Origin of the sequence: Myroides sp. A21, from assembly GCF_000807225.1 — a bacterium.
Classification (GTDB): Bacteria; Bacteroidota; Bacteroidia; order Flavobacteriales; family Flavobacteriaceae; genus Flavobacterium; species Flavobacterium odoratimimum.
In genome coordinates this window covers 1260207-1276460 of sequence record NZ_CP010327.1, presented here as the reverse complement: position 1 = coordinate 1276460, position 16254 = coordinate 1260207, and the positions used below count along the sequence as shown (strand labels likewise).

Sequence of the window (16254 nt, the reverse complement as noted above, 5' to 3'; positions counted from 1 at the left end):
ACTAAGTAACCCTTAATATAAAAAGCTCCACATTTATGCATAATATATGTGGAGTTTTGATTTCAAACACATTATGAAAAAAATATTACTAACTCTAGCTATCTGCTCTATTGCCCTAATAGACGCAATCGCTCAAAACAACCCTAATCCAGGTTATTGGCAACAACATGTTGACTATAAAATGGACGTGAAGATGGACGTGAAAAAGTACCAATACACAGGTACTCAAAAGTTAACTTACACAAACAATTCACCTGATACTTTAAAAGCAGTATACTTCCACCTTTACTACAACGCATTCCAACCCAATAGTGATATGGATGCGCTATTATCAAATATCGCTGATCCTGACTCTCGTATGGTAGATACTAAAACAGTGAGAGGTAGAAAAGTATTTGAAAGTAGAATCACAAAGCTAAAAGACAACGAAATAGGATACTTAAAGGTATCTAAAATGATGCAAGATGGTGAGGCTTTAGAGACGAAAGAAGTAGGTACTATACTAGAGGTGACTCTAAAAAAACCTATCGCTCCTAAGTCATCTACTGTATTCACAATGAACTTCGATGGACAAGCTCCTGTAATGATCCGTAGAGCTGGTAGAAACTCTAAAGAGGGTGTAGCACTGTCTATGTCTCAATGGTTCCCTAAGATCGCTGAATATGACTTCGAAGGATGGCATGCTGAGCAGTATCTAGGTAGAGAGTTCCACAGTGTATGGGGTGACTTCGACGTAAAAATTACGTTAGATAAAAACTATATCTTGGGTGGTACAGGTAATATCGTAAATAATAATGAGGTAGGATATGGATACCAAGATGCTGGTATCGATGATAATTCTATCAAAAAAGGTAAAGAGCTTACATGGCACTTTAAAGCTGAGAATGTACTAGACTTTACATGGGGAGCAGACCCTAACTTCATACACGATACGTATGATGGACCTGATGGAGTGAAACTTCACTTCTTATATAAAAACAATCCTGCTATTATAGATAACTGGAAAAAACTACAGCCTGTAACAGCAGAGTTAATGAAATTCTTCAATGAGAATGTAGGTCCTTATCCTTATAACCAATACTCTGTAATACAAGGTGGTGATGGAGGTATGGAATACTCTATGTGTACCCTAATCACAGGCGAGAGATCATTCCCAAGCTTAGCAGGAGTGACAGCTCATGAGTTAGCGCACAGTTGGTTCCAACATGCTTTAGCTACTAATGAGACGAAACACGAATGGATGGATGAAGGGTTTACTTCATTTATCTCTGACCTAGCGATGCTAAAGATCTTACCTAAAGACCAACAAGAAGATGTGAACCCGTTCGGATCTACTTATAAGAGCTACTATAGCTTAGTGTCTAAGGGAATGCAAGAGCCATTAAGCACACATGCAGATCATTACTTGACCAATAGAGCTTATTCTACTTCTGCATACAGCAGAGGGTCTATCTTCTTAACTCAATTAGCTTACTTAATCGGGTGGGATAATATGATGACTACACTGAGAACGTACTATAATGAATACAAGTTCACTCACCCTACTCCTAATGACTTCAAGCGTGTAGCTGAGAAAGTATCTGGTGCTGTATTAGACCAATATTTAATCGACTGGACACAGACGAACAACACGATAGACTACTCTATCCTATTCGTAGAAGAGGTACAGAAAAACCAAACTTTAGTTACTTTAGGTAGAATGGGAAGAATGGGTATGCCTCTAGATATCTTAGTAGAATACGAAGATGGTTCTATAGAAACATTCTACATTCCTTATACTTCAATGCACTGGATCAAACCTAACCAGTACGTACAATACGAAAGAACAGTGTTAGATGGATGGGGATGGGCTCAACCAGAATATAAGTTCACAATCAATAAACCAAAAGGTGCTATTAAGAAAATAGTAATCGACCCAAGCCAGTTTATGGCTGATGTAAATCAAGAAAATAGTATTTATACAAAATAGAAATAGGCCGCAGTAGCGGCCTATTTTATTTATAAATATTTCATATTCCTTTGCTACCTTTGCAGGCTATATGGAACAAAAAAAATACAATTATCCTAAAAAGGAAAAGCTAAAAAGCAAGGCTGTAATCGAAGAGTTATTTACAACAGGCAAAACTGTGAGTAAATACCCTTTGAGAATGGTATACGTACAGATAGCTAATCAAGAAGACCTCCCTCTAAAAGTAGGAGTGTCTGTATCTAAACGCCATTTTAAAAAGGCGGTAGATAGAAACTATTTTAAAAGATTATTACGCGAAGCATATAGGCAGAATAAACACTTACTACTAGAAAATATAGATAAGCCTTATGCAATGATGCTATTCTATCAATCTAAAGATAGATTAACATTCAAAGATGTAAACGAGAAGATGATTAAGCTTTTCGAGAAATTCATAGACGCTACAACAGAAAAAAAAGAAGACAACTCTTAATAGTTTGTCTTTTTTACCCCTTATATTTGCACTATATTAAAAATACACTTAACTTAATAGTTTTCTGATTATTAATCATTAAATACTAATAAATAAGTATCTTTTTATTGTTTAAAGGTATTATTTATTCTTGATTGAGTTGATCATTTTTACAATATCTAGCATCTAATGCTACTTACATGTAAGAGTTCAGAAAAGCATTGTTATAAATATACCTGAGTTTGTTCAGGCTTTAAAATAGTGATAGCTCTATGCAAAATTTAGAAAAAGGAAATTGTTTAATTGAAACAGATAGTGATGTAGAACACATCTCTACCCCTAACAAAAGCACTCTAGACCTTAATACTACACACCAAGCTCTTGAAGTAGCTAATAACAGATTGCGCCAACTACCTTTAGAAGGTCAGTCTAACTTCAGAGATCTAGGCGGATATCAAACAGAGGACAACAAAACAGTCAAATGGGGGTGCTTATTCCGCTCAGGACAATTGAGTAACCTAACTGACGTAGATTTAAACTACCTTAGCTCACTTCCGCTGACTACAATAGTAGACTTTAGAAGTGAAGAAGAAAGTGAAGAGCAGAAAACACTGTTACCAAAAACAGTAACTAATGAAGTACTTCTACCGATCACTCCTGGTAATCTTAGTAAGAATCAGGTCATGCAGATCGTACAAAAGGGAGATATAAACCTAGCTACTAAACTCTTAGTGGATATCAATGAACAACTGGTACTCCACAACCAAAGTCAATACAAAGCTTTCTTTAGAGAGGTAGAATGTTCTGAGGCTCCACTAATGTTTAACTGTACTGCAGGTAAAGATAGAACAGGCTTCGCTGCTGCTCTACTCCTATCTGCTCTAGGCGTGAATCAACATACAGTGATAGAAGATTACCTATTGACTAATCAATATGTCAATCTCGATATACAACAGATACAACAACAATTTAATCTAGAAACACAACAAGCCGAAACACTTCTAACCCTATTCACAGTACAAGAACAATTCTTAGCAAAAGCATTGAATACTATAGAAGAATATTATAATTCTGTAGAACAGTACCTAACAGAAATATTAGAAGTGGATATCGCTTTATTAAAAGCAAAATATCTTTACTAAACTAAGACTAGCCATGGAGTGGTATATATTCCTATTCTGACTATTAGCTTATTAGTAACCATATCGTTACAAATTACAAGTTTAAATCCGACACTTTTATGCAAGCACAGTCATCACATGGCCACAGTTCTCAATTGAATAAAATAACCTTAGGAACACTACTGGTGACCTTAGGTATTATCTATGGAGACATTGGTACATCCCCACTTTATGTAATGAAAGCCATCATAGGAAAAGAGATTATCCGAGAGGATATTGTCTTAGGAGCTATTTCATGCGTTTTTTGGACCTTAACCTTACAGACGACCATTAAGTATGTTTTTCTAACCCTAAAGGCAGATAATAATGGTGAAGGAGGTATATTCTCACTCTATACTTTAGTCAAGAGGTTGAAGAAACGTTGGTTAATCATTCCTGCTATTATTGGAGGTAGTGCACTATTAGCCGATGGTATTATCACCCCTCCTATCTCAATATCATCAGCTATAGAAGGACTTAGAATATATGAACCAAACCTACAGACTATTCCGATAGTGATAGGGATTATCTTTATTCTCTTTGTCATCCAACAATTTGGTACCAAGGCTATTGGCAAATTCTTTGGCCCTATGATGACTTTGTGGTTCTTAATGATAGGGATAATTGGTCTATTTCACTTAATGGATAACCTTACAGTACTAAAGGCTTTAAATCCTTATTATGCAGTTCATTTACTTTCTATACACTCAGAAGGATATTTTGTATTGGGATTTGTCTTTCTATGTACTACAGGTGCAGAAGCACTTTATAGCGATCTAGGACATTGTGGGATAAAAAATATACGCATCACTTGGGCATTTGTAAAAGCGATGCTAGTGTTGTGTTATTTTGGACAAGGAGCTTATTTAATCAACTTTTCTAACCAAACACTACTACAACTATCACCAGATAATCAAAACCCCGCAAACCCTTTCTTTTTAGTTATGCCTGAGTGGTTCTTACCATTTGGTATAGCCATTGCAACAATAGCGGCTGTAATCGCATCACAAGCCCTAATAAGCGGATCCTTTACACTAATCAATGAAGCGATAAGACTTAACTTATGGCCAAAAGTAAAAGTAAAATTCCCAACCAATGTAAAAGGTCAACTATATATTCCTTCTATCAACTGGTTACTATTCTTAGGCTGTGTATTCGTAGTCTTGCACTTCGAAGAGTCGGGTAATATGGAAGCTGCATATGGACTAGCGATTACCTTATGTATGATTATGACTACAATCTTACTAGGTTATTATATGTACCTAAAACGTGTACATATTGTTGTAATCGTATTAGTCGAATTAATATACCTAAGTTTAGAAGTCTCATTCTTTATTGCTAACGTTCAGAAGTTCACTCATGGTGGTTATGTTACTGTTATCATAGCGTCTTTACTAGCAGGTACGATGATTATAAACTACCTAGCGAAGAAGATAAGAAAGAACTATACTGAGTTTGTCAATATAGAACAGTATAAAGACATTCTTCTAGATATCAGTGGAGATACAAGCATTCCTAAATTTGCTTCTAATCTAATCTATCTAACCAACTCCAATACATGCTCTAAAATAGAATATAAAGCATTGTATTCTATCACACAACGTAGACCTAAAAGAGCAGATAACTATTGGTTTATACATGTCAATGTAAGTGATCAACCTTATAACTTAGAATACAAAATACAGAAGATAGGTGCTGATAATATTATCCGTGTTGACTTTTATCTAGGTTTTAGAAATGACCAAAAGATCAGTGTACTCATGAAACAAGTACTCAAAGAGTTAACAGAAACAGGAGAAGTAGATGTAATCAGTAAATACACCTCTTTACAAAAAAACAATATCTATACAGACTTTGAATATGTATTGATAGAGAAAGAACTGTCTTATGATAATGAGCTACCTGCTCATGAAACAATCATACTTACACTATATGAATGGCTTAAAAAGTTAGCCTTGTCAGAAGAAAAGGCCTTTGGGCTTGACAGTAGTGCTGTAACCGTAGAGCGATTCCCAATGGTGATAAATCCTATAGAAGAATTACCTCTACACAGAAGGTATTAAAACATAAAAAGGCGTTCAGTGATGAACGCCTTTTTACTTCTATTTAATTTGTTTCGCTCTCATTAAACTTTAATGAGTTGACGATTGATTCTACTTCCATTAAGATACCTCTCTTACCCATAGCTGGATTATATACTAACCCTTCTATAAACAGATACCTACTAGCTGATTCATCACGGAACACATAACTCATATAAGGACCACTCATAAAGCTATTATGCATGTCCCAATCTCCAGTGAACTCATAGACCTTTCTTCCTTGTCTTACAAACTCTTTATTATTAGGAATAAACCCTTCATTGAGCCTTAGATACGAATTATCTTCTATAGAATGTATGTACTTACCATTCACTGAATCCTTCACTGCTAATAAGTTATTTAGAATAGTATCATCTGTATTCTCAATTCTATCTATTGGTACATCGTAAATCAGAATATTACTATTACCTGAAGCAATATTCTTTTTAAACCATACAAAGTGGTAATTACTTCCAACCAACTTATACGTAGTAGGCAAATTAAGGCTTACTTGAAACTTGTCTTGAAAATAATCAATATCAACTATCTTCCCTTCAAGAATACGCTTTGCAACGACATCAAACTCAGAGCGCAAAATAGAACTCACAATCGAGTCTGAATTCTTCTTAAACTCGCTTATTAGTCCCTTTCTAGAATCTCCACTTACTGTAAAGTACATCTGACCAGCAGTATACTTATCTTTCTCAAACAGAAAACTATTGTTACTATAGTTATCCGAAAAGACGATTATATTTCTTCTATTCTTCGTACGTGAAGAAAATAGATTAGGTGAGATCTGTTCTAAAGAAAAAGTAGACTCTGGTGGTGTAATTCCTTCTATAGGTACAGCCAGATGTTCTCTTATACTATCCCCTACACTACCATACCATAGTCTATCATTAATGACTATAAGTATCTGGTGAGGTTCATCCATAGGATTATTAGATCTATTCTTAGCAGACCTGTCTCTACACCCAACGAGTGCAAACAATACTAACAATACATAACCAATATACCTCACTCTTATCTTCTTCTAATTAAGTCTTAACTTCATACCTGGACGAATGTCATCTGAGTCCTTCATATTATTTAAGGACTTTAATTTAGACACAGTCACTCCAGCAAACTTCTTACTTATAGAGGATAAAGAATCTCCTCTCTGCACAGTATAGAAATTATTCTTAGTACCACCTGACGCTTGAGCCACCGCTTTTTTACCTACTACTAATTTCTTACCAGGGTAGATTAGATTTCCTTTTAGATTATTTAATTTCTTTAATTGTGCAACCGAAATACCGTATTTATTAGCAATAGTACCTACACTCTCACCCTTGCGTATCGTGTGATAACGCGGATTAACAGAGCTACTTTCTACTATAGATTCTGCAACTACAGCATAGTTTGGTTGTTCCTTTTTAGAATCTAAAAAATCTACATAAGCATACATCTTTTCTTCATTAGAGGCCATTAAACCTATTTTCTTTATAGGTAGTCTTAAGAAGTTCAACTTACCACTATCATAAGGAATCACTTGTAACTTATAAGTTGGGTTTAAGAACTCTATTTCTTCTTTAGAGACATCTAATAAATTAGCGATTTGGTCAAAAGACATTGTTTTCTTAATCGCTATTGTATCAGTCTCCACTACCTTTATAGGTGCATTTTTAGACGTGATACCATGCTCTTTTGCATATTCAAAAATATACATAGTAGCGTAGAATGCAGGCAAATAGTTTTGTGTTTCACGTGGAAGATTTGGTCTAATATTCCAGTAATTCGTATATCCATTAGAACGACGAATCGCTTTACTCACGTTACCTGGTCCAGCGTTATATGATGCTAATACTAAATCCCAATCACCAAACATACCATACAAGTCTGACAAAAACTTAGCAGCTGCCTCAGATGACTTTAATGGATCTATACGATCGTCTATATAAGAAGTAACTTCTAGATTATATTGTTTACCTGTAGGATACATGAATTGCCATAGACCAGTAGCTCCCACTCTAGAACGAGCTACAGGATTAAGTGCAGATTCTACTATAGATAAATACTTAACCTCTAAAGGAACATTTTGTTTTGCTAATTGCTCCTCAAACATCGGGAAATAGTATTCTGATAAGCCTAATAACCTCTCAAAAGAACGTTTTCTATTCTTTAAAAATGATTTAATCACTCGCTCTAATGTTTCATTGTATTCAACATTAAAAGGTGTTTTCTCATTTAATCTTTTTAAACGTTCTTTTAAAAGCTCAGTAGGTAATTCATCAAAACGAACATCTCCTTCGTCAAAGTTTGCATCAGCTAACTCGTTCTCTAGCTCATTAAATAAATCTTGGTTCAATAACTCATTCAACCAGCGCTTCTCTATAGAGGCACTACTAGCATGGTTAACGAATGTCTTTTTAATAGAGTCCAGATACACCTCTGGGCTCATTTCTTTCTTTGCTACTTCTGTAAGCGTACTAGGCTCATTCTGTCCCATGACTGAGTACGAAAAAAGACCGCATGCTAATAAAGTTAATACTTTGTAATTCATCGCGCTATGTATTATAAAATCCCTATGCTTGGTATATAAACATAGGGACCTACTATTATTCTTGTATTGCTTTAATTCCTGGTAATACTTGACCTTCCAACATTTCCAACATTGCTCCACCTCCAGTAGAAACATAACTCATCTTAGGCGCTAGACCGAACTGTTTTACAGCAGCTACAGAGTCTCCACCTCCTACTAATGAAAAAGTACCATTTTTAGTAGCTTCAGCAATGAAGTTACCTAACTCGATCGTACCATTCGCGAATTTCTCCATCTCGAATACTCCTAAAGGACCATTCCACAAGATGATTTTTGACTCAGCTACCACAGGTTTTAAGCTCTCTAATGTCTTAGGACCTACATCTAAACCTTGCCATCCTTCAGGAATTTCATTAGCAGCTACCACTTGTACATTCGCATCAGCAGCGAATGCATCAGCAGCCAAAATATCCACAGGTAAGTGTACTTGTACATTCTTCTCTTTCGCTTTTTTCAAAATATCTAAAGCTAAATCTAGCTTATCATCTTCGCAGATAGAATTACCGATCTTACCACCTAGAGCTTTAATAAACGTAAAAGTCATCCCTCCACCGATAATCATGTGATCTATCTTATCTAAGATATTCTCGATAATCGTAATTTTAGAAGATACTTTAGAACCACCTAATACAGCTGTAACAGGCTTATCAGTACTATTCAATACCTTATTTAAACTCTCTATCTCTTTAGCTAATAAATAACCAAAGCATTTTTTATCAGCAAAGTACTTCGCTACGATAGTAGTAGAAGCATGTGCTCTATGTGCAGTACCAAAAGCATCATTCACATAAAAATCAGCTAACTCAGCTAATTGTTTTGAGAACCCTTCATCACCTTTTTCTTCCTCTGCGTAGAAACGTAGATTCTCTAATAAGATGATATCTCCAGCTTTACTAGCTGCGATAGCTTCCTTAACTGTACTTCCTACACAGTCGTTCACAAAAGTAACTTTATGTCCTAAAATCTCTTCTGTTTTTGCAACGATATGACGTAGTGAATACTTGTCATTGCGCTCTCCCTTAGGTCTTCCTAAGTGAGACATTAAGATAGCTACACCACCCTCTTTTACTATTTTTTCAATAGTAGGTTTTGCAGCCTCTATTCTATTTGTATCTGTAACATTAAAATTCTCATCTAGGGGAACATTAAAGTCAACTCTAACCAACACCTTTTGATCTTTAAAATCAAAACTATCAATAGATTTCATCTTTACTTTTTTATATATTTTACGATAAGTTACACAAATATAAATCTTTTTCGATATCAGACTACCTGATTATTATATTGTTAAACGAAAATTTTAACATATTACACTCATTAGTCTTTTATAAATACACCAATAAACAGAGTTATTAATAAATATATTACACTTTACATATATTTATTATTCAATATTATAGTATTTACAGACAGAAATACAAAATAATAAGGGCAAATAAATATTTAAACTATTTTTAATTTTAGAACAGTTATAGACTAGAACTTGTCTAAAAAACTCTAAATAACAAACAAAATAGATACTCCTAACACAAAACTAAACGCAAAACACATTGACTTAATCATCACTTCATAGATTTAGTACCCCATAATAAGCTGTATCATTACAATACATTGTTATAGAACAAACCTTATTTTGTGAAGGTAAATATTCTCTAAACAGAAATAAAATAGTTGTACAATTATGAATCTGATTATTTTAAACACTTGATAATTAATTTATCTTTGCCTTATGCAATTTTCAGATATTATAGGGCAATCCTTTTTAAAGAATCATTTGATACAGTCAGCTGCATCAGGTCGTGTACCTCATGCACAGTTATTTATTGGTGGAGAAGGTACAGGTACTTTACCTATGGCTATCGCCTACGCACAGTATTTACTATGCAAAAATACGGGTAATGAAAACACAGGAGGAAATGATGCCTGTAATATCAAATTCAACAATCTTGCTCACCCAGACTTACACTTTGTGTATCCTGTAGCTACGACAGAAGCTGTAAAAAGGAATGCTACTAGTGATCTATTCGCAGAACAATGGCGTAGTTTTTTAAAAACAAATAAATACGGAAACCTTTTCGATTGGTACACCCACATTGATATTCAGAATAAACAAGGACAAATAGGAGTAGATGAAGCGAGTGAAGTACTGAAGAAACTTGCCTTAAAATCCTTTGAAGGTGGTTATAAGATTATGATCATTTGGATGGCAGATAAGCTAAATACTGAGGCTTCTAATAAACTACTAAAGCTATTAGAAGAACCACCTGCTAAAACAGTGTTTATCCTAATCGCAGAGAACGAGAAGAATATTCTACAGACTATCCTCTCGAGATGTCAAGTACTAAAGTTTCCTCCGCTTAACGCTATCGAAATACAAGAAGCTTTAATACAACGTGAGCAATGTGATCCACAGGAAGCCATCATGATCGCTAATCAATCGCAAGGAAGTTATAATAAAGCACTGAGCTTACTGCATAATAAAGCGAATGCCTTACCTTATGAGAAATGGTTTGTACAATGGGTACGAGCAGCCTTTAGAGCCAAGGGAAATGCTGCAGTAATTCAAGAATTAATAGAATGGAGTGAGGAACTAGCTGCTTTAGGGCGTGAACAGCAAAAACAGTTTATAGAGTTCTGTATAGAACTATTCAGACAGGCTCTGCTGTTAAACTATCAAACTCCAGAACTAGTGTATTATAAAACGACAGTAGATAAGTTTAAACTAGAAAACTTTGCTCCCTTTGTCAACGGAGAAAATATAAATGAAATATACCAAGAGCTAGGTGATGCTATCTACCATATAGAACGAAATGGTAATGCTAAAATGATCTTCACAGATCTATCTATAAAGCTAACACGGTTAATACATAAGAAGTAATAAAAACGGTCGCATTCGATGAATACGACCGTTTTTTTATTGTTTCTATTTAGAAGAGTATAGCTTTAGCTTGCACTTTCTTGCAGATTCCTAGGACTTTCCTTGGAGAATCCTAGGCAAAACAGGTGTTTTGTCGAAGGAATGTGCTAGAATACTGCAAGCACTCCCCTAGCAAAGCAAAAGCAAATAAGCCCCACACTTGATTCATTCTCTAATGACAGTATGTTTACTTCAGTATATACCTTACTCCTCTTTCTGAGCCATTGCACGTTGATACAACTTTAATTCTTCCCATGAGAAGTCCTCTTCTGCATTCACTTTAATCTCAGATAATGTCATTCCCTTACTCTTTTCAAATAAAGCGGTTAACTCCTCTATACGTTCTTTTGGCAATACTTCCTCTAAGGTAATATGCCCATCCATAATCAACTTACCGATATGAGAATAAATCGTAGTCGTAGTCAGTTTTCTAGTTAATGCAATATCTTCTATACTCATCTTCTCTTTCCACATCTCTAGGGTAATGACAAACGTAGACTTCTTTTTCTCTTTCGACTTCGTCTTCGGACTAGAAGAATACACTTCTATATCTTCCTCCTCTTCTACTCCTAGTTTAGTACTTCTTATCAGATTAGCGATATTGACTAAATGGTTAATCTTATACTCGCTGATCTCTAGTGAGCGCAGATTCTCCTTACATATCTTCTTATCCTCTTCTATTAACTTCAACATAATAGAAGCCTTCTTCATCTGAATAACCGTCTTCAATAACGACTCTTCTAACGGTACTAATTCTTCATAGAACGCCTTTGATTTCTTCGCAGTTTTTACCTGTGCTATAGTGAACAATAACTCAAAAACCATATGATCTAAACGAGGGAAAAAGTAATCATACGCTTTAAGTACACGTTCTTTAGTAAACTCAAATCTGAAAGGTTCTTCTTCAAACAACGCTCTTAACTGATTGACAAATTTCTCTGAGTGAACAACCATTTCATCTAAGTGATTTGTCATACGCTGAGCCCAGCCCATAAATGCACTTTTCTTACTTCTCTCCGCCTCGGCATTATAACTATAAAGGTGCGTATGCCATTGTGTACTAAGGTTAAACCAAGAATAGGTCTGTATCAGATAGTTTCGAAGAAAGTTCTTTGTCTCTATCTTTAATTGCAGATTTAATTCTTCTGCACCAGCCTTATTCTCTGCATAGCTCATTACATCCTCATCATTGACTAAGCCGTTCATCTGTATAGGTGATAATAAAACTAATCCTTCTAACGAACGAAGTCTAGATAAGGCAACATAAGCCTGCCCAGGTAAAAACACCTTAGATACGTCTAAAACAGCTTTATCAAAGGTAAGCCCTTGACTCTTATGCACTGTAATAGCCCATGCTAGCTTAAGCGGATAATGACTAAAGGTACCTAAGACCTCTTCTACGATTTCCTTAGTATTAGGGTCAACCGTATATTTTATATTCTGCCACTCGTATCGTTCTACTTCAATGACTTCTTTATTTTCAAACTCTATGAATATCTCATGCTTAGTCAAGGTCTTCACCATTCCCATTTTACCGTTGTAGAATCGCTTCTCAGGAGAGATATCATTCTTAATAAAAATAACCTGAGCACCTTCTTTAAGCGTCATTTTAGCCTCGATAGGATATATCTTTTCAGGAAAATCTCCCACGACTTCAGGCATAAAACTAAACTCCTTCGTAAACAATCCTCTAAGTGCGTCTTCATTAATCTTGTCCGCCTTAGCATTATGTGTACTTAGAGTGATATAACCAGGATTATCTTTTATATTAAAGTTAGGGTTGGTATACTGATTTAAGAGTGCCAGATCCTCTCTAGATACACGATTATTGCGAAGATTATTTAGCAAGTTAATAAACACTTGATCCGACTGTCTATACACTTTCTCTAACTCGATATACAAGGGAGGATACTGTCTAACAACTTCTGAATGGAAGAAATATACCCCGTCATAATAGCGCTTCAACACATCCCATTCTTGGTTCTTGACTACGGGTGGCAACTGTAATAAATCTCCTATAAAAAGAACCTGTACTCCACCAAAAGGTTGTTGACTTTTACGCACAGTCTGTAACATAAAGTTCATCGCATCTAGTACATCTGCACGCAACATACTGACCTCGTCTATAATCAACAAATCCATGTTTAAGAACAACGCTCTACGAGCATTACTCATCAGCATATGACGCCTTAGCGATACGCGATTTTCAAACTTGATTGTATCAGTAAAAATAGGAGGATTCTTAGTATCAGGAACAAAAGCAGCAAAAGGCAAATGAAAAAAAGAATGTATAGTCACTCCACCTGCGTTCAAAGCCGCTATCCCAGTAGGAGCTACTATTACTGCATTCTTATGTGTAGTATTAATAATTTCTTTTAACAAGGTAGTTTTACCAGTACCAGCCTTTCCTGTCAAAAAAAGAGATCTATTCGTCTCATTGATAAACTTTAAAACGTATTCTGCTTCTTCTGAAAAATTAGTCATTCCTTTTTTTTTACAAAATACGATAATAAAACTGTACTAAACGAAAAAAGCCCCTGTTAAAACAAGGGCTTTCTCTAAAGTAATTCAAAGATATTACTTTTTATCTTCTTTGCTTTCTGCAGGTTTTGTTTCCTCTAATTTAGCAGGAGTAGCACTACCTTTATATTTAGCATTTAATTCTTTGATCATGATTTCAGTAACATCATTACCGTCTTTACTATAGATAACAGTAGATGCATCCTCAGTATTGAATACATAGTCTAAGTTATTCTTTTTAGCATACTCAGCGATATGTTCTTTTACTTTTTTCACTACAGCTTCCATTTCCTCACCGCTCTCTTTTTGTAAAGCTTGCATTAAAGTTTGTTGTTTAAACTGTAATTCTTGCTCTTTTCTTTGAAGGTTAGCAGCAGTTTGCTCAGCCCATGCTTGTCCTTTTTGACGAGCATTAGCTTGGAAGTTTTGAACCTCTTGTTGGAACTTAGCAACTTCAGCTTCTAAGCTTTTTCCTTTTTCTTCAGATTGGATCTTATATTTTGATTCCATATCCTTCATCTCTTCATACTCCTTCATCAACTTAGCAGAATCTACATAAGCAGTTTTGAATTCAGTAGCAGGAGTTGCATTATTATTACATGAAAATAATAATCCAGCTATACCTAGCATTAAAATAGTTTTTTTCATTTTCGCTTTTTTAAACCTGTTGTAAATGTAATAAACTTTTTACAGTTAAATAAAAATAATTAAGATATAATAAAAATCTATCAAATACATTCAACTATATAGATAAACCTAATACATAACACCTTTTTTAAACCACTAAAATAACTATTATCTCAAAAAAGGAATACAAAGACATCACTACTAAGTAGAAACTCGCTTAAATCGCTTTAAAATAAGAAATAGTACTTCTAAAGAGCTAAAAAAACATCTTATCCTACTAAAAAGTAGCTTAGTTCTTTTTTAAGTAATAAATCAGTGAAGAGTACTCTAAATTTGCTCTTGCTTCAATATTTGATTTTAATCCAACACGAAAAGCTTTAAACCAATTCTTCTTTCCTGTTTTATATTGTTCAGATAAAAGTGAAACATAAAAACTATCGAACAACATTGGATATGTTTCTACTAATTCAAATTGGTAAAGATTAAAAAGTAATGGAATTGACTTTTGAGAAAAATGCCAAAGGTGACGAGGTACATCATAAGCTGCCCAATATTCACCATAATACTTAGCGTCGTAAGAATTATAATTAGGTACAGCGACAATCAGTGTTCCTTCTTTTTTTAATATACGTTGAAGCATCATTATCTGTTTATCTAAATCAGGTATATGTTCTAACACATGCCACATCGTAATAACATCTACAGAATGATCTTCTATATCATCTAGAGAATCTACTAAGGTGATTCCTTTATTTAAGCTTAATTGTCGAGCTCCATTATTTGGTTCAAAGCCCAAAACAGACCAACCTCTACTTTTCCCTTCTAATAGAAACTCCCCTGTTCCACATCCTATGTCTAAAAGTACACCTTGATCACTTTTAATATCTTCAAGTATTTTGTACTTATTCTGTATAGCTTTTGATTTGATCGTTTGATATACTTTATCGAAGAAAGTCTTTTTACTATCTGTATGAGAAATGTATTCAGGGCTTTCATAATAACTATCTAATTTATCCAAATCAGGAACTGGTTCAGTTTTTAATAACTGAAACTTCTCATCTAAATAAAGTTCAAATTTCTCTTTAGAAACAGAATGATCTTCTACTTCTATATATTTAATAGTTGCATTAATTTCCATCAATGAAGTTTTAAAAGCCACACAAATATAAACAACATATATCGGGTATGATTCTAAAACCACAAAAAAATAATGACTTAGTTAAGGGGAATTTTAAAATAAAAAGAGAGAAAACCTAAGTCTAAAAATGTTACTTAAAGTTATTATTTAACGTCGAATAACAACCCTTAAAAATTCACTTAAAAAACAAAAAGTACTAAACTAAAATAGATAACCTAAACAATTACTCTAACTAAAAATATAAAGTAGATAACTAGAAAGCTTCGTTCCTTCCTTTCATTAAACTTCATTTTTCTTCTTTAAAATAGCCAATCATAATACCCCCATAAAGTACTAACTCATTACATAATATTATCCCCTATTCTCTAAATAAAAAATGATAGAAGACAACCCAGATAACTATACATAAATATAAACTCTTACGAATATTCTACTTTCTTTTATCTACTCAAATTAGTACTGTGTAGTAAAATTATATAATCACTATGAAAGTAAATAAGCATATAGATAAGAGTACTTTCTAATATAGTATTAAGGTATAAACTCATCCTCTCCTTTAAAAGAAAGTAAAAACTAAAGCATCAAATACTATCTACTCAATACCTCTTATAAAGTAAAAATTCAAGAGTATTAGACTATCCTTTACAATACAAAACACAATAACTATAGAGAGGATACCATATCCTTAACCGCTAATAATAACGCCAAAATAAGTACTCTGAACTTTACATATGATACACTATACGTCTACCTACTCTATGCTCTAATATATGTACCTACTACACTACTTCTATATTATTCTATACAGTT

11 protein-coding genes are annotated in these 16254 nt (G+C 34.2%); 5 read left to right on the top strand and 6 right to left on the bottom strand.

Features of this window, described 5'->3' with window-relative positions; genetic code table 11:
* Nucleotides 1–46 precede the first annotated feature (46 nt).
* From MYRA21_RS05890 to MYRA21_RS05875, 4 genes are all read left to right on the top strand, one after another.
* Nucleotides 47–1969 carry a M1 family metallopeptidase gene (locus MYRA21_RS05890; protein ID WP_006257894.1) on the top strand — a complete coding sequence of 641 codons (1923 nt, stop codon included), beginning with the start codon at nucleotides 47–49 and terminating at the stop codon, nucleotides 1967–1969.
* Between the two features lie 70 nt (nucleotides 1970–2039).
* A complete protein-coding gene (gene rnpA, locus MYRA21_RS05885) occupies nucleotides 2040–2441 on the top strand; it encodes a ribonuclease P protein component (RefSeq protein ID WP_006257895.1) in 402 nt (133 codons plus the stop codon).
* Nucleotides 2442–2692: 251 nt separating this feature from the next.
* Nucleotides 2693–3562, top strand: coding sequence for a tyrosine-protein phosphatase (locus tag MYRA21_RS05880; protein WP_006257896.1), 870 nt, complete (start codon nucleotides 2693–2695; stop codon nucleotides 3560–3562).
* Nucleotides 3563–3660: 98 nt separating this feature from the next.
* On the top strand, nucleotides 3661–5643 hold the full coding sequence (locus tag MYRA21_RS05875; RefSeq protein WP_006257897.1) for a KUP/HAK/KT family potassium transporter: 1983 nt from the start codon (nucleotides 3661–3663) through the stop codon (nucleotides 5641–5643).
* Nucleotides 5644–5686: 43 nt separating this feature from the next.
* Here MYRA21_RS05875 and MYRA21_RS05870 read toward each other — a convergent pair whose 3' ends face one another.
* Genes MYRA21_RS05870 through pgk form a run of 3 tightly spaced genes read right to left on the bottom strand, consistent with a single transcriptional unit; the run spans nucleotide 5687 to nucleotide 9449 of the window.
* On the bottom strand, nucleotides 5687–6682 hold the full coding sequence (locus tag MYRA21_RS05870; protein WP_225581450.1) for a DUF4837 family protein: 996 nt from the start codon (nucleotides 6680–6682) through the stop codon (nucleotides 5687–5689).
* Between the two features lie 12 nt (nucleotides 6683–6694).
* Nucleotides 6695–8203, bottom strand: a complete 1509-nt coding sequence (locus MYRA21_RS05865; RefSeq protein ID WP_006257899.1) for a lytic transglycosylase domain-containing protein — start codon at nucleotides 8201–8203, stop codon at nucleotides 6695–6697.
* 55 nt (nucleotides 8204–8258) lie between these two features.
* Entirely contained in the window at nucleotides 8259–9449 is a 1191-nt protein-coding gene (gene pgk, locus MYRA21_RS05860) for a phosphoglycerate kinase (protein WP_006257900.1), read from the bottom strand.
* Between the two features lie 522 nt (nucleotides 9450–9971).
* Here pgk and MYRA21_RS05855 point away from each other — a divergent pair.
* Entirely contained in the window at nucleotides 9972–11120 is a 1149-nt protein-coding gene (locus MYRA21_RS05855; protein ID WP_006257901.1) for a DNA polymerase III subunit delta', read from the top strand.
* 243 nt (nucleotides 11121–11363) lie between these two features.
* Here MYRA21_RS05855 and MYRA21_RS05850 read toward each other — a convergent pair whose 3' ends face one another.
* From MYRA21_RS05850 to MYRA21_RS05840, 3 genes are all read right to left on the bottom strand, one after another.
* The gene (locus MYRA21_RS05850; RefSeq protein WP_006257902.1) at nucleotides 11364–13643 is read right to left on the bottom strand and encodes a helix-turn-helix domain-containing protein; all 2280 of its coding nucleotides are present in this window, start codon (nucleotides 13641–13643) and stop codon (nucleotides 11364–11366) included.
* A gap of 93 nt (nucleotides 13644–13736) precedes the next feature.
* A complete protein-coding gene (locus MYRA21_RS05845; RefSeq protein WP_006257903.1) occupies nucleotides 13737–14327 on the bottom strand; it encodes an OmpH family outer membrane protein in 591 nt (196 codons plus the stop codon).
* A gap of 268 nt (nucleotides 14328–14595) precedes the next feature.
* On the bottom strand, nucleotides 14596–15444 hold the full coding sequence (locus tag MYRA21_RS05840) for a class I SAM-dependent methyltransferase (protein WP_006257904.1): 849 nt from the start codon (nucleotides 15442–15444) through the stop codon (nucleotides 14596–14598).
* Nucleotides 15445–16254: the final 810 nt, after the last annotated feature.